The organism is Pseudomonas salmasensis, assembly GCF_014268375.2.
In the GTDB taxonomy this organism is placed as follows: Bacteria; Pseudomonadota; Gammaproteobacteria; order Pseudomonadales; family Pseudomonadaceae; genus Aquipseudomonas; species Aquipseudomonas salmasensis.
Map to the genome: position 1 here is coordinate 5,283,997 of NZ_CP077083.1, position 18,635 is coordinate 5,302,631.

The 18,635-nt window shown below is 57.0% G+C and carries 23 protein-coding genes; 3 read left to right on the forward strand and 20 right to left on the reverse strand.

Annotated features, from left to right (window positions below; translation table 11 throughout):
* Positions 1 to 31: 31 nt before the first annotated feature.
* The 7 genes from HU731_RS23755 to HU731_RS23785 all read right to left on the reverse strand — a co-directional run bounded on the left by HU731_RS23755 (position 32) and on the right by HU731_RS23785 (position 4,955).
* A complete protein-coding gene (locus tag HU731_RS23755; protein WP_186605916.1) occupies positions 32 to 343 on the reverse strand; it encodes a hypothetical protein in 312 nt (103 codons plus the stop codon).
* A gap of 62 nt (positions 344 to 405) precedes the next feature.
* Positions 406 to 3,204, reverse strand: a complete 2,799-nt coding sequence (locus HU731_RS23760) for a toprim domain-containing protein (RefSeq protein ID WP_186606183.1) — start codon at positions 3,202 to 3,204, stop codon at positions 406 to 408.
* Positions 3,205 to 3,215: 11 nt separating this feature from the next.
* Positions 3,216 to 3,461, reverse strand: a complete 246-nt coding sequence (locus HU731_RS23765) for a hypothetical protein (RefSeq protein ID WP_014717540.1) — start codon at positions 3,459 to 3,461, stop codon at positions 3,216 to 3,218.
* Positions 3,462 to 3,531: 70 nt separating this feature from the next.
* Entirely contained in the window at positions 3,532 to 3,906 is a 375-nt protein-coding gene (locus HU731_RS23770) for a hypothetical protein (protein ID WP_186605917.1), read from the reverse strand.
* Entirely contained in the window at positions 3,903 to 4,196 is a 294-nt protein-coding gene (locus HU731_RS23775) for an Ogr/Delta-like zinc finger protein (protein ID WP_103451514.1), read from the reverse strand. The genes HU731_RS23770 and HU731_RS23775 overlap by 4 nt, the downstream gene beginning before the upstream one ends.
* Positions 4,193 to 4,666, reverse strand: a complete 474-nt coding sequence (locus tag HU731_RS23780) for a YmfL family putative regulatory protein (RefSeq protein WP_014717543.1) — start codon at positions 4,664 to 4,666, stop codon at positions 4,193 to 4,195. The genes HU731_RS23775 and HU731_RS23780 overlap by 4 nt, the downstream gene beginning before the upstream one ends.
* Positions 4,667 to 4,706: 40 nt before the next feature.
* Entirely contained in the window at positions 4,707 to 4,955 is a 249-nt protein-coding gene (locus HU731_RS23785) for a helix-turn-helix domain-containing protein (protein WP_186606184.1), read from the reverse strand.
* Positions 4,956 to 4,993: 38 nt separating this feature from the next.
* Here HU731_RS23785 and HU731_RS23790 point away from each other — a divergent pair, with 38 nt between their 5' ends.
* The 3 genes from HU731_RS23790 (at position 4,994) to HU731_RS23800 (ending at position 7,371) form a co-directional block, all read left to right on the forward strand.
* Positions 4,994 to 5,464: a helix-turn-helix domain-containing protein gene (locus HU731_RS23790; RefSeq protein WP_225931517.1), complete on the forward strand. Its 471-nt coding sequence runs from the start codon at positions 4,994 to 4,996 to the stop codon at positions 5,462 to 5,464.
* Positions 5,465 to 5,833: 369 nt separating this feature from the next.
* Positions 5,834 to 6,733 (forward strand): hypothetical protein, encoded by a 900-nt coding sequence (locus HU731_RS23795; RefSeq protein WP_186605919.1) that lies wholly within the window; start codon positions 5,834 to 5,836, stop codon positions 6,731 to 6,733.
* Positions 6,730 to 7,371: a hypothetical protein gene (locus HU731_RS23800; protein WP_186605921.1), complete on the forward strand. Its 642-nt coding sequence runs from the start codon at positions 6,730 to 6,732 to the stop codon at positions 7,369 to 7,371. The genes HU731_RS23795 and HU731_RS23800 overlap by 4 nt, the downstream gene beginning before the upstream one ends.
* A gap of 11 nt (positions 7,372 to 7,382) precedes the next feature.
* On the opposite strand, the gene HU731_RS23805 is transcribed toward HU731_RS23800, so the two are convergent.
* The 13 genes from HU731_RS23805 to HU731_RS23865 all read right to left on the reverse strand — a co-directional run bounded on the left by HU731_RS23805 (position 7,383) and on the right by HU731_RS23865 (position 18,625).
* Positions 7,383 to 8,648, reverse strand: a complete 1,266-nt coding sequence (locus tag HU731_RS23805) for a phage late control D family tail protein (RefSeq protein ID WP_186605923.1) — start codon at positions 8,646 to 8,648, stop codon at positions 7,383 to 7,385.
* The gene (locus HU731_RS23810; RefSeq protein ID WP_186605925.1) at positions 8,645 to 9,085 is read right to left on the reverse strand and encodes a phage tail protein; all 441 of its coding nucleotides are present in this window, start codon (positions 9,083 to 9,085) and stop codon (positions 8,645 to 8,647) included. The genes HU731_RS23805 and HU731_RS23810 overlap by 4 nt, the downstream gene beginning before the upstream one ends.
* A 5-nt stretch (positions 9,086 to 9,090) precedes the next feature.
* Positions 9,091 to 11,712 (reverse strand): phage tail tape measure protein, encoded by a 2,622-nt coding sequence (locus HU731_RS23815; protein ID WP_186605927.1) that lies wholly within the window; start codon positions 11,710 to 11,712, stop codon positions 9,091 to 9,093.
* A complete protein-coding gene (locus HU731_RS23820; protein WP_041752072.1) occupies positions 11,702 to 11,821 on the reverse strand; it encodes a GpE family phage tail protein in 120 nt (39 codons plus the stop codon). Before HU731_RS23820 ends, HU731_RS23815 begins: the two co-directional genes overlap by 11 nt.
* Before the next feature lie 8 nt (positions 11,822 to 11,829).
* A complete protein-coding gene (locus tag HU731_RS23825; protein WP_186605929.1) occupies positions 11,830 to 12,165 on the reverse strand; it encodes a phage tail assembly protein in 336 nt (111 codons plus the stop codon).
* A gap of 46 nt (positions 12,166 to 12,211) precedes the next feature.
* Positions 12,212 to 12,727 carry a phage major tail tube protein gene (locus HU731_RS23830; RefSeq protein WP_186605931.1) on the reverse strand — a complete coding sequence of 172 codons (516 nt, stop codon included), beginning with the start codon at positions 12,725 to 12,727 and terminating at the stop codon, positions 12,212 to 12,214.
* A 57-nt stretch (positions 12,728 to 12,784) separates the two neighbouring features.
* Complete coding sequence (locus tag HU731_RS23835; RefSeq protein ID WP_186605933.1) at positions 12,785 to 13,960, reverse strand: phage tail sheath protein; 1,176 nt, start codon at positions 13,958 to 13,960, stop codon at positions 12,785 to 12,787.
* Between the two features lie 83 nt (positions 13,961 to 14,043).
* On the reverse strand, positions 14,044 to 14,448 hold the full coding sequence (locus tag HU731_RS23840; RefSeq protein ID WP_186605935.1) for a hypothetical protein: 405 nt from the start codon (positions 14,446 to 14,448) through the stop codon (positions 14,044 to 14,046).
* A complete protein-coding gene (locus HU731_RS28630) occupies positions 14,448 to 16,190 on the reverse strand; it encodes a phage tail protein (RefSeq protein ID WP_225931518.1) in 1,743 nt (580 codons plus the stop codon). The genes HU731_RS23840 and HU731_RS28630 overlap by 1 nt, the downstream gene beginning before the upstream one ends.
* Positions 16,187 to 16,804 (reverse strand): phage tail protein I, encoded by a 618-nt coding sequence (locus HU731_RS23850; RefSeq protein ID WP_186605937.1) that lies wholly within the window; start codon positions 16,802 to 16,804, stop codon positions 16,187 to 16,189. The genes HU731_RS28630 and HU731_RS23850 overlap by 4 nt, the downstream gene beginning before the upstream one ends.
* Positions 16,804 to 17,715: a baseplate J/gp47 family protein gene (locus HU731_RS23855; protein ID WP_186605939.1), complete on the reverse strand. Its 912-nt coding sequence runs from the start codon at positions 17,713 to 17,715 to the stop codon at positions 16,804 to 16,806. Before HU731_RS23855 ends, HU731_RS23850 begins: the two co-directional genes overlap by 1 nt.
* Complete coding sequence (locus tag HU731_RS23860; protein WP_186605941.1) at positions 17,712 to 18,056, reverse strand: GPW/gp25 family protein; 345 nt, start codon at positions 18,054 to 18,056, stop codon at positions 17,712 to 17,714. The genes HU731_RS23855 and HU731_RS23860 overlap by 4 nt, the downstream gene beginning before the upstream one ends.
* Positions 18,053 to 18,625: a phage baseplate assembly protein V gene (locus tag HU731_RS23865; protein ID WP_186606186.1), complete on the reverse strand. Its 573-nt coding sequence runs from the start codon at positions 18,623 to 18,625 to the stop codon at positions 18,053 to 18,055. Before HU731_RS23865 ends, HU731_RS23860 begins: the two co-directional genes overlap by 4 nt.
* Positions 18,626 to 18,635: the final 10 nt, after the last annotated feature.

Genomic DNA, 18,635 nt, shown 5'->3' on the forward strand with positions numbered 1-18,635 from the left:
CGAGGGGTTGCAGCCCCTCGGCACCACCTTCTTACTGGTTTTCGCCAGTTGTTTTTTGCTTGCGCACCAAGTACACAAGCACATTTTCAAGTTCGGCAACCTCTTCGGTTTCTGTCTGCCACAGCATGACGGCGACGATTTGTTCGAGGCTGCACTCCAGCACCAGAATTTCAAAATCGGTTGCCGCACTAACTTCCAGAATTTTGACCAGGTCGTCAGGCGCATAGGCCTCGGCGTGAATGATCTTTGAGCTTTCCCCAAGCCACTCCCTCAGCTCTTCCAAATGTCTGTGACGGTTCGTTGCGCCGTTTTGGCCGCCGCTTGCGATGACTTGTACGTGCATAGTGCTTCTCCTTTGGGTGGTGTCAGACGTTGCAGCGCCTGGCAGGTATTGCCGTTCACGAATTAGGCCTGGAAGTGCCAGCACTTCACGATGGGTTGCTTGGTGACGACGGCGTTGGTCTTACTGGCCTGGTGAGCTCGTACCGCGCTGTCGGTCGCCTTGTTGACGTCGAGCAGCTTCCGCGATCGGGAGTCCTTCAGGCGTTCGCGCAGCTCGCTGACGTCGGCGATTTTTTGTCGGTTTTCTGCCGCGCATTTCACGAAGTCGTTGAGGTTTATGGCGATGACGTGGTCTTTCTTGCTGTGGTTGACCACCGGGCCATCGGCGTCCAGGCCTTCCAGGTATTCGTAAACTTCCCAGAATTCAGCCACCACCGGATGGTCGGAGCTGATCGAGGCCTGGCGCTCAATTGCCATGCGGATGATCTGCGAGCGGGTGTGCTCGACCTGTGCGCTGGTGAGCGGCACCACCATGCACAGGCAGTCCAACAGGGTGAGCATTTGGGCGTGGTTCTTGTTGATCCGCTCCACGCGGATGTAGCCCCGCAGCTTGTTGCCACAATGGCTACATTCGCCATGCTCGTCTTTGAATGGGGTGTCGCAGGCAAAGCAATGGGAGTGCAAGTTGCGCAACTTCGCCTCGTAGCCCGCAACCCGCTGGCCGAACAGTTCCATCACCTCCAGTTCTTTACGCACGGCCTGCAGCACAAAGTTGCTGAGTGTCGAACCTTCTAGCGCGTTGAGCCGATCTGCCGCCGCGCGGCTTTCAGCGGTGACGTTGGGTCGCACAAAGTGCAGTTTGACGATGCGGGTCATGATCGCCTCTGAAGCCACTACGGGGGCGTTCTGGCTGATGGCGATGGTGCCTCGAAACGGCGGTTCGTAGGTTTCGTTACCTGCGGTTTTCACACCCTTAGTCGCCAGGGTGCCGCCGCCGTAGTAATCCTTGAGTTCGTCCCATTCGAAGGTTTTGGCGTGGGCCTTGTCGTCGCCGCTACGGTCTGACTCCAACAGCACGATGGGCATGCCGGAGACCTGGCCCATCAAGCGGCTGCGGCCGGCCTTGGTGGATTTGGACGGGTCAAACCCTTCGTATCCGTCGCGGCCCGCGAGTTTCCATAGCAGCGTGAGCAACGTGGTCTTGCCGGCGCCGGCCTCGCCAGTGGCCTCAAGGAAAGGAAACGACTGGTACCGGCCGCGGATCTGTTCGGCGAACAGCGAGCCAAACCAGAAGGTCAACGCCACGATGCCCTGGGCACCAAAGCACTGCCACAGAAGCCCTAGCCATTGGTCATCGTATTTTTTGCCATCCTTTTCAAGATCGATCTTCACACCCTTTTGCAGAGTCTTGAGTTTCAACTTGCCCATCTCAAAAAACTCTTCCTCGTTGATGTGGATCAGCTGGCCTTCACGGATGGCGACGTCGTTGAACACGTAGCAGTGGTATTCCTTGCTGTAGCCCACGTAGTCGATGGTCTGAACCGTCTTGATGCCGAAAAGCTGGTCTTTCATGAGCTTGTCCAATTGCTGTCCACTGCCGGTGAACACGGCTCCGGCACCCATGCCGAGAAGTCTTTTTTTGAATTCGCTGGCAGCGGCGACCTGTCCGCCCGTGAAGGTGTTTTTCACTGAGCCGCCGTCGTGCGGGAAGTCGACGCGGAAGAAGTACCAGGACTCGTCGGTAATCTCGTTGCGCTGGAAATAGAGGGCTTTGGGGTAGCAGTTGGCGATCTCGACGACGCAGCCGGCGACGTTCAGTGCCTTCTCCCGCAGCTGCTTTTCATTGAGTGTTTGGGCTTCGTGACCATCGCTCTTTTCGAGGGCCTGCTTGGCGTTGTTGTATTTCGCCAGGTCCAACTTCCACCAGTACAGGCGGGAGTCGAAACAGAAGTGGAATTCCTCCCGTTCACGCCACTGGTACATGAGCAATGCCTTGTCGCTGGCACTTTCTGCGATCAGCAGGGCGCCCTGGTGGCGGGCTTCTTTCAAGTCACTTTCGATGCGATCAGCGCGGGCTTTTTCGTCGTCGATAAACGCCCAGCGTTGATGCAGATCGTTCCAGTCAACCTTGCGGGCGTCAGGCTGTGACAGCTGAGCAGCCTCGCAGGTAAAACCGAGTTCGCGGGCACGGTTGACCCACATACGGGTGTACTTGTGAGCGCCTGGCTCGTTATCCAGAGCCCAAACCAGCTTCGGGGTTTTACCGCCGCGAGCGGTGATCAGGGCCTTGAGCGATTCCTCTGGAAAGGCGTTTGAGGACAGCGCCGCAACCGCAGAGATATCGTTTTGAATGAGCGCTATGGCGTCGAAGATGCCTTCAACGATCCACACCTCATTTACTTCCAGCAGATCCACGCACGGCGGGCACCACCAGTGCCCCCTGTAGCTCTTGAGGGGTTGGAAGCGGGCCTTCTTCTTACCGAACCGTGATGGTTGGTCAATCAAACGCTCCCAGTACCCGCCGTGTTCCAGGGGGAAGCGCACGGTGGCAGAGCCAATATTCAGGTCGCGATCAAAGTAGCTTTCCTGGGTGTACCAGCCTTCTATCAACTCAACGCGGAAGCCCCGGGCAAACGTCAGGTACGCTTTTGCACTGGCGGCAGGCTCGTCACGGGTGGCCGGTGCACGCTTGCTCCAGTCGTCGAACAGATCCGGGTACAGCTCTTTGGTGGGAGCCATGTACCGGCAGTTCTTCTCGCGGCCACAGCGGATGAACCAGGGCTCATCGTGGCGCGAAAACAAACGTTTCTGATTGCACTGCGGGCAGGTGCCCTTACGCATGTAATGCGTGCCTTTCATGTGCTGAAGGCCGTAATCAGACTCCAGGCGCTGAAGAACATCAGCGCGGATCTTGTCTTCCATGGGCTTGCGAATCACTGCACATGCTCCGCGACCGTGACAACGAGCTGTTTTTTCAGCTCGCTGCGCGTCTTGCAGATGCCTGCCAGGTAGGGCAAGTCCTCAAGCACCTTCGGCGCCCGCTGACCACTTGGCACATTCCGGTAGCGGTCGGAGTACCAAATATCAGCCATGGTGACTTCGTACTGACTGGTCAACCACAACAGGTAGTGCTGCGCCTGTTGTTCGTCCAGCTCCAGTTTTATGGTGATTTTGCTCATTTCGGCCACCAGTAAGTTGCAAATTACCCCTACCCACGCGGTGCGGGCATCAAACAGGGAGGGTTTTGGATTAGTGCGGGAGGTTGCGAGTCAGCAGCAGGCGTGTGGGGAGCAAGCGTGCTGAAATGGGATGTCGCTGTTGGGTCCAGTTGTCGAGCAGCAAGATCACCGGGCGGAAAGGGCCGCTGGTGGGATGGATACCCAACCAGGCCACACGCTTGCAGGTCATGCTTTCGAATTCGGCCACGGCCAGTTCAGCGATGCGTTGCACCAGGTGCGTGGGCACCTCAAGCGACTGGGTCAAGTACCGTGTGCAGTTCTCTAAAAGCTGGCTGTCGCCGGCAAGATGCTCGCAGCGGTGACGGTACAGATAGGCCACGGCCGCTTGTTGCATCGCGGCACGGTAGTCACTGGCGGGGTTGGTAGTGAGGGTGATGGTGTTCATACAGGCGCGGCCTCCGTTTCCAGTTGATCAAGCAGATCAGGTTGCTCATTGGCGGTTTTCATTGCCTGGCGACGAATGACCACATCTGCAACTGGCAGCTTTACAGCGGGGTTGGGCATGCCGCTGGGGCTCAGTTCGTGGGTCATCTGAAATTCAGCACGCACTGCCCAGCCGCAGGCTTCGTTGGTGCATTGCATGTAGGTGATGCGCAAAAAAATATGCTGGCCTTCGCTGGTGCGGATGCGCATGCGTCCGTGGCAGTGAGGGCAGACGAGCTTGTAGGTGCTCAATGTTTTGGCCCCCGGCTGTGCAGCAGAATCGTTGCCAGGACTTCGGAATGGCGAGCCGCCATGTAATGACTGTGAGCGCGCAAAATCGCCTCAGCTTCGTCCCGCTCGATGACACCGTCGTCCAGTGCCTTGGCAATGATCTGGTCGACCACACCGCGCTTGGCTGCAGCACGTACTGAGCGGTTGTAGAGGTCTACGTTGTCCAGTGTTTCAGGCTTGGCGAGGGGGACGAACATGCCGCCGTACATCGCTGCGATGTATTCCGGCAGGTAGGTGGTGCCCATGTCCTGCTCTAACAGGTGGATCTGTTCATCGCTCAGGGGCCGACTGCCGGCGTTTTCGTAGATGTGGTTATCGAACTTCTTGAGTTCGTATCCAAGGCGGGCTGCAGCGCATTCACGGCCACCTTCGTAGTCGTTGATCACTGCGCTCATTACCTGTCGCTTGGTCGCTAGAACTGGGCGTTTCATCTTCTGGTTTCTCCCTGGAGTCATCGCCCCTACAGTCGTTTCATACAGCCGGTGCTGAGTTCGGCTCGGCGCTTTCCGCGAGGATTCCCGGCAATATTTCTTTGCCGATCATCCGAGACAGGTCTCGTAGGATTTGGAACGTCAACCTGCCACGGGGCAGCTTGTTGTTTCCCGCCCAACGCTGAACCACTTGCGTCACAGTGCGCACTTCATAGCCATGGCTTAAGGCGAACTGACGAAAGTTACTGCCACGCTCGATCAGTCGTGCTTGGATCTGGCGTTTTTCCATGGCTTGGCTCATGGTTCGAGTGTTCCTAGTTGGTTAAGATGTACCTGTTTGTTCGCAGTATACGCACCAAAACGGGTGCGTCAATTGGAATTCATGAAAAAATGAGTATAGCCGTCCGCCTGCGCAGCGTCATCGACGACAGAGGCATGTCTATTAAGGAGGCCTCAGAGGTAGTGGGGATCCCTTACAGGACGCTCCAAAACTATCTTCTGGGTGAGCGGGAGCCTAACGCGAAGGCCATGGCTGCCATTCGCACTCATTTGGGTATAAGCCTGGATTGGTTGCTGACAGGCGAAGGCTCTATGTGTCTAGGTGTTTCGGCTGAATCATCGGCTGCGCGAACCGTTAATCAGCAGGAGGAGGCCATCCTTGAGCTGTTCCGCTCGCTTGGAGAGGCAGGTAAGCGGGAGATACAGAGCGCTGCTGAGGAAAAGAAACGCTTAATGGATGTCGAGCAGCGCCTCAAGGATTTGACTGAAGCCCTTGCCGATACCAAACGGCCAGCATAATCTGTACCCATTAAGAACGGATCAACCAGGTAGGACGCCGGTTATCTATCCCGCCCGGCTTTGGTTGCATAGCTCGCTGGGCACCTAGGTGCTGGCACCACGGATATAGGGATGTGATTGATGGTCAGCACGACGCTAAATACTGCCTCCTCAGATACAGCTGGCTTGTTTTCGCTAGCTCTTACTTTCGAAATTTCCCAACAGATACACTCTAAGCAACGACAATGTTGACATCGATTAGATCCTATGTTGAGGAGCTGCGTTTACTGCCTGGGTTGTTTTTGGGTAGGGTGTTTTGCTTCATTCGAGTGCGTTTGAATTGTTGGTTGTAGTCGTGCCGTAATTTAATAACTTTAAGAAGGGATTTTTATGCATTCGTTTCGCCCATACTCGATTAAGATTTTTGATAAATATCTTCCTGGAGAGCTTTTAGAGAGGTATCATGTTTTAGATAGAGTTCGCTCTAAAGATCTTCTCGACTTTATTGAGGCCTTTCTTAAAGCGTTGTCTCATAACGTTCACGACGACACTGAATTAAAAAAGACATTTCGGGTCATTGAGTTGACTCGGAAGGGGCGAAATGTCTTTGGATGGGTGGAGTATGGTGAGTATGGGATTCCGGGGGCAATCTACAGTGTAAAGGCTAAAGCCAAGACCTACGATAAGAGTCACGAAGATTCCGACGTTAGATTCTTTTATTTTAATTTCTGCGTGCCTTCAAATAGTAAAACCGCAGTGGCGCTTTTACATAGTGCAGGGAATAGGGGTATAAAATCATTTTTTGATGAAAAATTTAATGAGTATTTTAAGCGCCAAATAGATCTAAAGGTCAGAATATCTCCTCTCTCTCATGAGAAAACAGTCAAGGAATGGCTAGAAAACTCCAGCGTAAAAGAAATAAGGCTTGCGAATTACGACATAGATAACGCTGGTGATTTGGCGGATCAACTCGAAGTTCATCGCACCGAGTTCGTGATAAAACCTAAGCGTGGTAGCGGTTTCGGTTCCTACACATTTCTCCAATCCAAACCTGCGGATGGTGGAGATAGCCCCGTTGAAATACTGAGCAAAATTTCGACAGATGTGCGAGCAGTTATTGAGTCAAACGGTCGTAAAAAAATTGTCTCATTGAAAATGAGCGATCCTATTGCGGCAATTGAGATAACTGAAGATAATGTGATTATTACAGATGGTGCTCCAGAGAAGAAAAGTTTGCATGATTATGCTAGTGTGTTGATGAAGGAATTCGTTGAAAAGGTTTCAAAATGAGTAAAAAAATCAAAGTCGGTTTTATTGTGCGCAAGCATTTGCGTGCCGCTATTTATGATGCGGATGATAAGATAGACTGGTCTGATTTTTTTATATTTATAATAACTCCGTTTTTGCTTGCTGGGCTTTTCTATTGGTTTGGGATTTCTGATAAGTCAGGCTTGATTAACTTATTAATGTCAGTTTCATCAATTTTTGCAGGTCTACTTTTGAATCTGTTGGTTCTGGTCTATGACCAGAATAAACGCGTGAAAGAAAAAATTGCGGCTATTGATACAAATAGAACAAAGGCGCCAAATTTTGAAGCGACCTCATTATCAGATCTAATGAATGACGCGCCAGTGGTAAGTCAAGATTGCGCTTTATATAGTCATTATTCTCTTCATGCACAGCTTTTGAGTCAGTTGCTATCCAGTATTTCTTACGCAATTTTGATTTCGTTGTTTTCAATTGTTACAGGGATATTGTCGTATTTGTTGAAGGATAGTTATAGTCCTATCTATGCTTTTGGTAAGAGCTTTGATTTTGACTACAAGGTCGCCCTGATTTCTCTATCTATTTTCTTTTCAGTAAATCTCCTATTGACGGTTCTTATGATTGTTAAGCGTGTTTACAAATTAATATCGAGCTCTGATTGACTTAAGCTTCTTTAGGTAGGGTCTGACTGTTTCTTCCATTCTCGATCCACAGCACGTTTGGCCGTCTTCTCGCTGGCATACAACCACCTCAACCGCCTCGGTTTTGTCTGATCTCCTGCCGTAATCGTCTTTTCCTTCCCGGTCTTCTTGTCGCGATAGTACGCGATGATCCCCGTGTAATCGCCCTTGTTCTCTTCCGCCAGGTCTTCTACGTTGTCTTCGGGCAGTTTGCTCTCCAGCTCCAGGCTGACGGTATAGCCTCCGTCCGCACTCAGGTTGTGCTGCACATTCCCACCATACCAAATGATCTCGTCGATCTCAGCCTTAACGCCCTGGAGCGTGTAGGTCAGTTCTGGAATCAGATCCGGCCGGCCCATCGCAAGCGTGTAGCTGAGCGTGGCACTGCCGCGCTGCAGGCGTCGAAATTCGGCTCTTGCAGCCCTGAGTGCTGACTGCTGATCGCTGTACGTGTGGCGTAGATCCTTCAGGTTCTCGCCACCGCCGGCAATGGCTTCCTGTTTCCTGGCGCTGTGCACATCGTAGAAATAGGCGCGCACACCGTCGTAGCTGTCGCGATCCGCCTGCAGGTAGCGGTGCTGATCGCCGTCGGCGCGTGTGAGGGTAATGTGGGGCAGGGGAAGCCCACTGGCGGTCTTGCCGCCGCCTGCAGGGATGCACAGCAAACACCCAGCCTTCACGCTGGCCACCGCATCGAATTCTTCGCCCAGGCGCGTGATCAGGTTGGCGTCCGATTCGTTGGCTTGGTCAAGCTGCAGGATCGGCAACGCACCGAGCGCGCCAGCCACGGTCGAGGTGAGGCTGTTTCCCATGGCGATATCGCCGATGACTTTGCCCAGAGTAGTGTTGCTCCAGCTGCGCTCGCGCTTGGTCTTCAGCCCTTTGCGCAGGTCTGCTGATCGAGCGCGGATGCTGAGTACATCCGGCGCGCCGCTGTGCTCTGTCTCGTCGACGGTGTAGGTGCCCTTGTCCACCAGTCCGGTGTCGCTCCAGCCCAACCACAAGCGAAGTACTGCGCCCTTTGGCGGAATCGACAGCAGGCCGTCATGGTCACTCAATGTGATCGTGAGCTGGTCGGCCTCGACGCCACGGTTGTCGGTTAGATCCAAGCTCATCAGCCGCGGACTGACTTTCATGGCGATATCGTTGCCGTCCACCGTGAGACGGAAGGCCGGAACAGGATAGGCGGCATCCCGGACGAAGCGTTCCGCCGTATCCACGAGGTAACCGGTGACTTTGGACAGCGCGGCCTCTATCACAGCAGCCCCCGCAGAATGTTGAGCCCGGTGCTGGTAGGGGCGCCGAGCAGGTCGATGCGGTCGTCATCGGTACGTTTGAGCGTAAGGGTGAACTCAATGCGCCGTGGCGTACCGTCGCTGAAAAAGATGGTCTTGTTCTCACTCAAACTTTCGATCACCCACAGGCCGTAGATCCTGCCGCTGCCTTCAACCATCGGCCAAGCCTTGCCGGTGTTTGCCATTAAGCGCAGGGCGTCGAGACTGAGGGCGCTGCCGGCCAGCTCGGGGAGGATGATGCCGGGGAGGGTGATGGAGTCCTCGCCACGCCCGACGAACTGCCGTGCGGGAGCGGCGCCGATGCGGTTGTTGCTGGCGTGGCGCCAATCGGTTTGGCGTTGCAGTTCCTGATAAGCGGCGGTTCTGAGGCTGAACACGAACATGCCGAGGGCCATCATCATAGTGGTTATTCCAGATCAGAAAGTTTGCTGCGCTGACGCGCCTTTTTTTCGTTTTCGATGCGGGCCATCAGGGCGAGCACGGTCTTTTCCAGGCTTTGCAGATCGGTGCCAGGCCCGGCTGTGATGGTGAATTCGTATGTGTCGTGGCTGTCCTGGAGCATGGAAGGAGGCGCGCTGCTGATGGGGGGTGTAGTGTCCACGGCAAACGCAGGCATGGCAGTGGCGCCCAGGGCCAGAGTACTGGCGGCGGTGAGTTGTTTAGTCATGCTGGTCAGTGCGGTCAGTGGGCCTTTCTGTCCGCCTTCCAGGCCCTGTGTGAGTCCTGCCATGGTGAAGCCGCCCAGCTCGGCGAACACACGCGATGGGCTATGGATGCCGAGCTTTTCCTTGAACCACCCGATGCTGGCATCGCCGATTGAGCTGATGGCGGTCTTGACGCTGCCAAGCCCCGCCAAGAGCCCGCTGACCAGGCCGTTGACGATCATGTTGCCGAACTCAGTAAAGCGGTTGGGTAGGTCTATGCCCAGGTAGCTCAACACGCCAGCGAAGGCCTGGTAAATCAGGCCGATGGGGCTGAAGTTGGCGAGGGTATTAATGATGCTGACGATCCCGCCATCGAAGCCTGCTTTGATTTCGGTCCAGGCGTTGGCGAAGTAGTTCTTCACCGCGTCCCAGTTTTTGTAGATCAGGTAGGCGCCACCCGCCAATGCCGCAACAACGGCGGCAATGACCAGCACAATCGGGTTGGCCGAGAGCCCCCACAGCGCAATGCTGACGGTGCGAAGCGCGGTCACAAGCGGGCCGATGAGAATGCCCCCGAGTGTTCGCAGCACCGTGCCGAACACCTTGAAGATGCCGATGATGCCAGGCAGGCGCAGGCCGAACATGGCCAGGCTGAACCTCAAGAACAGGAACGGCCCGAGGATGCCGGCAAGTGTGAGGGCGAGCCCGCCGAAAACGGCTGACAACACCACCACACTGGCTACGATTTTCAACAGGGTCGCAGTCAGCGTGGGGTTGGCTTTGACCCATCCATTGATCTTGTCCAGCACACCGCCGACGGCGTCCATGACTTCGACCATCGTGGCCCGCACGGACTCACCTGCGCCGCTTTTGGTGTTGAACAGTTTGTTTTGCAGCACCTGCCAGCGACCTTCGATCGCGTCGGCGCGGATATCCATCTCGCGTTGCATTGAACCATTGGCTGCTGCGTCGTTCACCAGGTCGAGTTGACGCTTCAGCTCGTCGAGGTTGTTGACCAGCTTGCCCGCGTCTTTGCCGAACTCTTTGCCGAAAATTCGCGTCGACACCTCTGTCTGTTGTTCAGGCGACAATTTTTTGATGCGGTTGAGGACACCCATCAACGTGCCCATGGCGTCCTTGCTCATGCCGCTTTGAACGGATTTTGAGTCAAGGCCGACCATCGCCATGCCCTCCTGAAACTTCTTGCTCTGCATGGTGGCAATGGATAGTTCGCGAACCATTGCCCTGGAAGCGCTCGCGGCAACTTCTGGTGCGGAGCCGAGGGACAGAAAGGTGCTGCCCAACGCCGCCGCTTTGCGGTAGTCGAGCTTGTCGGCTACGTCGCTCATGCGGGTCAGCGTTTCGATGATGTCGCCGCCCTTGGAACGGGTGTTGTCGTCCAGGTAGTTGAGCGCGTCACCCAGTGCGGAGATGTTCTTGATCGGCACCTTGTAAAGGCCGGCGATTCGGCCCATGTCTTCGCCGACTTGTTCCGCCGGCAGGTCGAAGGCCACGGCGGCGGTAGCCGACACCTTCGCCATTGTCAGCAGGTTTTCCTTGCCCTGGATACCGGCCCGGGCTTGGGCTTCAACTAGTGCAGCGAACTCGGTGGTGGCAATGGGCATTTGGTTACTGGCCGCTTTGATCGCATCCGCAAACTCGTAGTAGGTGGCGGTCAGCTTGCCGTTGTTGTCCCGCGCGCCGTCGACCTGCTTGGCGACGCCCATCATGGCGGTTTCGAAGTCGACGTATTCCTTGACTACGCCGATTACAGGGCGGCTGGCGGCGTAGGCCACGCCCAGGCTGGAACCGCCGGCTACTGCCGCGTTGCCAGCAAACTGTTTGCCCTTATCGTAAGCACCACGGGTTTCCGCCATGCGTTTCTGTCGGGCGCTGAGGGCCGTGAGGCGTTTGGTTTGTTCGGTGATACTGGCGTTGGCGGCGCTCATCTGCTCGCGCAGCTGGCGCTCGTGGGTGCCCAGATTTTTGGTGCTTATCCCGGCGTCGTAGAGTTTTGAACGTAGGCCCTGCAACTGCACGCTCTGTTGCTGGTGCTGCTGCTTGAGCTTTGTGGCCTCGCGCACCGCCGCTTGAAACTCCCGCGTCATCGCCTTGGTCGGCGCGCCGGTTGCGGCGAACTGCTGGCTAAGGGCTTTGACTTTTTCGCGGGCAGCAGTAAGGGCAGTGCTCGTCAGTTCAGACGCGGCGCGTTGAGCCCTCCAGGCGCTGACGTCTTTTTGCTGGGTGTTGAGTTCCTTCAGGCGGTCGCGGGCAGCCTTGAGTGCGCGGGCGGTCTCCAAGCTGCCGTTGTTGATTTGCTTCAGCGGGCGGGTGGCTTTGTCGATGGCGTTCAGGACCACCTGTAACCGTAGATCATTCGCCATCGGTGGAACTCCGTACCCTGGCACGTTCGCGCCAGTCCATCAGTTCTTGCAGGCCCAACTGATCCATGTCAGCCGGTGCCCAGTGAAATACCACGGCCAGATCGGCCATGGCTTCCTCTACGCAACGAGGGATGCATCCGTCTTCGCCGATTTCTGTAGCAAAAAACCGGTGATCTTCAGGCTCAGGGCAACCAGGTCGGCCGGGTCCATGGAGGTGACCTCAATGCTGGTAAGGCTCGGCGTGCTGAGGCGCGGTAACACCTTGATCAAACTGTTGACGTCCAATTGCAGCAGCTCGGATAGGCTCACGCCGCGCAGTTCACCCGAGTTGGGTTTGCGCAAAGTGATGCTGTCGATGGTAGTGGTGCCACGGCGGATCGGCGTGTCGAGGACGACAGTATTGTCGTCGGCCAGCGGTTGCACGTCGGGTTGTTCGGTAGCTGCGGTTTTCATGGGTAAAGCTCCTGTTGAGGTGGCGTGTTAAGTGACGGATGAGGGCTCAGATGCCCAAGGCGTTGCGCTGTTTCTCCAGCAGGTCGACGCCGCCTACTTTCTCGATGAAATTGAGCAGATCGATTTCGATGATTTCTTCGTTGTCGACGGTCAACTTGTAATAGGTGCAGGTGGTAGTCATCGAATGCTCGGTGTCTTCGCCTGGCTGTGCGTCACCCATTTCAATGGTTTCGTGACGACCACGCACAACGATTTCCACGGCGCTGATTTCTTCCGTGTCGTCCTGTTGATAGGCACCAGTGAAACGCAGGGCAACGCCCGAGGCGTTGACCATGCCGAATTGCTTGAGACTGATCAGGTCCAGGCCACCGGTCTTCCATTCGAACTGGATACCGTCATCGGAAAAGCCCAGGTCGGCTTTGACCGGGCCGTTCATGCCCCCGCCGCGATAGGCTTCCATCTTGCGGCCCAGGGCGGGCAGGGTGACGGACTTGACCACGCCCCTGTAGATGTTGGCGTCGTTGAATAGCATCAGGTTCTTGAGTTTGCGTGGCATAGCCATGGCGGGGTTCTCCGGGTATTTGGCAGCGGGTGAACGCCCCTCGCGGGGCGCCCCGGTTTAGCCGTTGATCTGGCTGGCGAAGGTCATCAGGTAGCGGTCGGTGAAGCGCTGTCGCAGGGTGAGGTCTTCCATCGGCGGCACAGGCGTGTAGTCGTAATCGATCGTCAGCTTGTCGGCCTTGAGGGTGTCTTTGTCGTTGATGTCTTCAGGAAACCAGCAACTGCCGCCGATCAGATAGCCCTGGGCGATCAGCTCGCGAAACTTAGCGTTGATGCCTTCGATGATGTCCCGCACCAGGGAGGCATGCATGGGTTTGTCCACGGCCCACATATGCGCCTCGGCCATGGTGTCGGCGAGGATCTGCGCGGTACGGGTGTAGTTTTCGAAGGCAAACAACGGATCGTCGCTGCAGGTGCGGCTGCCCCAGAAGCGGAAACCGCCCTCATTGATCAGGGTGGTGACCTCGTTGCTATTGAGGTAGTTGGCGTCGGTGGCCGGGTTCTGCAAATCCCAGAACACGTCGGCGCTGATACCGGTGACGCCGTTGACGGCGACGTTGGAGATGGTCTTATGCCAGCCGATTTCCTGATCGATCTTCGCTCGTAAGCCCAGGGCGCGCGCCACGGCCGAGGAGGTGACCGTCTTGCTGGTGACGGTGTCCCAGTTTTGGAAGTCAGGCCAGATCGCCATCACTTCGCGGGCACCGAAGTTCTCGCGGTAGGCGACTACCTCTTCCTTGGTTTTGCAGTCCCATGCGTTGACGTAGGCGAAGGCGCGCAAGTCCTGGGCAATCGATACCAGGGCGGTGGCCACCGGCAAACTGTCGAGACCTGGCACACCGAGAATACGCGGCGTCATGCCCACGCGGGCCTTGGCGGCGAGCAGCGCTTTCATGCCGGTGTATTTGCCCTCGGCGGTGGTGGTGCCGATCAAGGCGCTGGTGGTGGTGGCTTCGTCGGCACCTTCCTTAACCCGTACTACGATGACGTAGGGCTTGGTCTGGTCGCCGATGGCTTTCAGGCTGGTCGCCAGGGTGCCCTTGACACCGGCTTTGCCGATGGCCGCTTGAACGCCGGTAAGCAGGACGGGCGTGTCCTGGGGGAACATGAGTGGGTCTGCGTCTTCAGCCGTGCAAACCAGGCCGATGACTGCGGTGGGGATGGTGCGAATGGGGCGGGTGCCGTCGTTGAGTTCGATGACCCGCACGCCGTGGAGATAGTCTGAACCGGCCATGGGTGGTTGCCTGCGCTGTGATGGAATGACAGTGCACAGGCTGCCGCGCGCGCGCCGAATGGGCGAGCGGCGGCGCTTGTAGGTCAGGGCGTTACAGGTGCGGATTCGGTCCAGGGGAATTGTTGCTGGATCTCTTCAAAGCGCTTCACGCCGTCCGCGCGGATAGCCTCCCAGCCAGGCTCGTTCATGACTTGCATGCGTTGGGCTTCGGCGAAATAGCGGTCGGAGCCGACCAGTGGGTCGGCGTAGGCGCGTAGGCGCAGGGCTTCGACTTCCTCGCGGGTTGGGGGCGGTGGCTCGACGATGGGCAACGGCTCTTTGACAATGGTGCCGTCTACCCGTCGCCAAATGCAGTCGGTTTCATTGATCAGTCGTAGCCAGAGTTCGTCCTCTACTGGCACAGCATCTTTGGGGATTTTATAAAGCCCTTTGATCAACCGAAGATGCAATGTTCCATCGGGCTTGAACGTCGCGTATTTGTCTGCCATTAGAATGCACCTCCAATTGCGAACCATGTGCCGTTGCGTGGGGCTGTATCAGACGAGCCCTTGCTTACTGTCATGCCAAGGGTGGTCCGGTCTTGCGTGCCGATTTGGTCATTGGCTGCACCATCCACCCCCGTCCACGCATGAAGCACCGTACCAAAAGGAATCGGGTAGGTAACGGCGGTTTGAGCGGCTGTATTTGCGGCCAGCGAGAATCGCCCCCACTGGAACATAAAACTGCCCATCCACGTGGGGAAAACGATATAGCCGTTCGCGCTGAGGCTCATAAAAAAGCCCATTCGTAAATTCTTTGGAGTAACCGCAGCCAGAGTGCTGGAACCTTGCTGAACTTCGGCGATGGTAGCGAGCTGGATGATGCCTGGCTCAGCTTCCTGGGCTTTTTGCTTATCAAAAATGACATTGCCCAGGTCCGTGTTATCGACCGTTACCTTCAGACGGCTGTTGGTGCCGAACCCTAGAAAGATTTTGTTCTTATCGCCATCGGTCTGCCCGATGCCGCCGCCTTGCTGAACGGGGGCAAACCCCAGCTTTGCCTGGAAGCCAGTCAGCACTTTGGCGACGTATTGCGCGACTCGGAGCATGGTCGCCGGCTTGCTGTTTTCTACTCCTGCCTCAGCCTCCAGTTGGGTCGCTATTGCAATACCGTATCCATCAAGGGAGGTTGCGCTGTCAGCCTTTTTTGCCAGCACCTTGTTGACGTTCTGCGCATATTCCGGATCGTTGCCGACGGCCAGCGCAAGCTTTCTCAAGGTGTTGAGGTTAGCCGGGGTGTTGTCCAGGATCTGGTCAAGCAGCGCCTGCAAGTTGGAGGTGAATGCAAATGCTCCCAGGTCGGTGTTATCAACAGTGGCGCGCAAACGCCCATCGCCGTCTCCCGAATAACCGATGAACACCTTGTTTGCAGTCGTGGCGGTTTGTTTGATGCCTCCGCCTTGCTGCACCGGGTTAAAGCCCAGTTTCGCCTGCAAGCCTGCCAGCGCTTTGTTGACGTTCTGCGCATACTCCGGATCGTTGCCCACAGCCAGGGCAAGCTTTTTCAGGGTGTTCAGGTTCGCTGGAACCTTGTCCAAAATCTGATCAAGCAGCGCCTGTAAATGTGGTGTGAAGGCGATATCACCCAAGTCGGTACCATCGACAGTGGCGCGCAAACGCCCGTCTCCCGACGCTGAATAGCCAATGAAAATTTTATTGGCGACTGATGGTGTTTGCCTGATACCGCCACCTTGCTGCACGGGCACGTAGGTGTAGGTTCTTTCATCTACATACTGCCGCGTTGCCAATACCACCGATGGGTCAATCTTCAACACGATGTTTGCCAGGCTGGAGACGATCAAGTTCATCCGAATGATCTGCGTCCGACCGGAGCCTTGGGACATGAGAGGCTTATACGTTGGCGCACAGTTGGCGACTGCTACCAGGTCACCGTCTTGATCGTACAGACCAATTTCCCGAATCCAGAAGCCGCCAACGCTCTCCGGGATAACTTGTTCGGCAATAATAACGCCAGGGTTTTTCGGGTCCGGTTTGAGCTGGTTAAGCGGGGCGCGGCGGCGCTCGTTAATCAGCTTGGTTTGCAGGCGGTCAGGAAAAGGGTTTGTATCGTTGGCATCTCCCACAGCCATCTGCGAGAAGGTCCATGGAATGCCCAGGGCGTCCGCGTTCGCCTGCTTGGCTTCGCCGACAGCGGTGAGGATGGCTTGAAACTGGCTGTTCTGGTCGATCATGGGAGGATGTCCATCGTGTCAATGTGGTGTTCGCGGCCACCCAGGCGCAGATAGCCGCTGACCTCGATATCGCGTTGGGTCGGTGGGTAAACGCTGAGTTCATCGCCTTCGTTGACGCAGGCGCCGATGTAAAAGATGCCGGTGGTTGCCAGGCTGATTGCCAGGCCGGTGAGGTGACGGCTGCGGGGCTTGGCGTCGTCGATCAGGAAGGTGAGTTCCTGGTACATCTCTTCGGTGATGCCGGTGTCCAGCACGCCGACCTTGAGCTTGAACGTACCCGGTACGCCCTCCGGCACTTCCTGCCACCACTCGATAATCTCGATGAGGTAGCCCAGTGGCTCTACCACCCGCCGCAGTGCGCCGACCGTGCCTTTGCGCGAGTGGATGTAGTACGCGGCACGGACTGCCGCACGCTTGGTGGGTTCTGACCAGGCACTGTCCCAGCGATCGACTGAAAACGACCAGGCCAGGTAGGGAAGGAGAGGCAAAGGGCACAGGTCAGGGTTCCACAGCAGGCGCAGCGGGATAGGTACCCGTTGGATCTGTGCCAACGCCACAGCGGCTTGGCGCTCCAGTGGCGTCGAGTTGCCCGGAAGTAGGTGTTGGGCGCCCATCACTGAGCCACAACCGCTATTTGGATATCAGAGCAGTACGGCGCCTGGTAGGGCGTGGCGGCGATATCGGACCAGTTCACCAGCTCTACCTTGCGTACACCTTCGACATGAAGCGCGGCATGGATTGCGGATTCTGAAACTTCCATGCCCAGTCGTCGGCGTTGATGCACGTAGGCGTGCAAGCGCTGCTCGGCAGCGATCCGGGCAGGCTCGGTTTCCGGGCCGCTGGTAAGCAAATGGAGCTTGGCGTTGACCTGGTAACGCAGAATTTGCGCGGCCTGAACCGTGAGTCGATCCGCCACGGGGCGGCGGTCTTCGCCGCTGAGGTACCGGTTGACCACTGCCAACAAATCCGGCTCAGCCGTGCCGTCGGCTTGCATGCCTTGCACTGTCACCACGATGACCGCTGGTGAAGGGCTCTCTGCCGTGGCGTCGGCAACGCGGCCATCCGCTGCACGGGCATGAAAGATGTAGCTGTTTTGCGGGCCGGCGGTGCTGAGACCCTCCCAGGCCATCTGCGCGCGTTCGCGTAGGCTATCGTCAGTTTCCATCAGTTCAGGGATGGGCGGCATCGCCGTGGGGTTACCGACTTGAGTCACCAGGCGCTTGACGTTGTAGTTCGCCGCCAAGTTGTCCAGGTCGCTGCCCTTGGCAAGGGCGAGCAGGTTAGCGGTAGCCGCTTCGTTGACCCGCTGCCGCCAGATGGTTTCGCGGTAGGTATTCTCCTCAATCAGCTTGGTCAGCGGTTCTGACTCCATTTCAAGGCGGGCGGCAATTTCGGCTTGCTCTTCTACCGGCCAAAGGCTGATGGCGTAAGCCTTGCGCTCGGCAAGGATCTGCTCGTAATCGATCTGCTCAACGATCTGTGGAGCGGGTAACAAGCTGAGGTCGATGGCGGCAAACGTGTTCATACACTGCCCCCCAATTGCAAAGGCAGACTCATGCTGAACGGCTCATTCGTATCGACAACGCTGCCCTCCAGCTCCAACACCGACCGGCCTTGCAGGGTGGCACCGAGGAACTGAACGCGGCTTAGGCTTACACGGGTCTCCCAGCGCATAAGTGCCATGACCACCCCTGAGTAAACCCGCAGGCGGGTAACGTCGTTGAACGGATGGTCCACCAGTTCGGGCAGCAGGCTCCCGTATTCGCGGCGCATGACGCGGGTGCCGATGCGGGTGGTGAGGATGTCGGTCATCCCTTGGGCTATGTGGTCCAGAGTGCCGATGGCAGCGCCGGTTTGTCGGTTCATTCTGGTTTCCCCGTCTTGCCGCTGCCTGGCATCACGCCGCCGTGCGGGTGGTTGACCAAGCTGATGCCGGCAGCGACCACGTCGGTGGTGACGGTCACGGTGCCGGTGACGTTCTGGTTGCCGGTCTGGGTGTAGTCGCCCTGGTGGATGATTGGGCCAACGATTTTGATGCCGCCCGTGCTGACCAGATTGGTGGTGCCGCCTTCGGCAAGTGTGGCGGTGAGGTGATGGGCGACGCTGTCGTATTCGATCACCGTGCCGTCGGAGTAGGTACGACGGTGCAGGCCGGCGCGGTTGCCGTTGGCGGGGATGTGGTCGCTGGGTAGGCCGGTGATGACGACGCCATTGGCGAGCTGGCCGGATGGGCTGAATAGGATCACCTGCTCCTCAACGGTAGGTGGGTCCCACTCGCGGTCAGATCCGGCGCGTAGGGTCAGCCATGGCAGCCAGGCGGTGGTCAGTGTTCCGGTTTTTACCTGCACGCGCGGGGGCTCCATCTGCACGGCGGCGATGACGCCGAAGCGGATGAGGTTTTCGAGCATGCGGGAGAGGGCGGCGAAGTCGTTCATGGCGCCGATG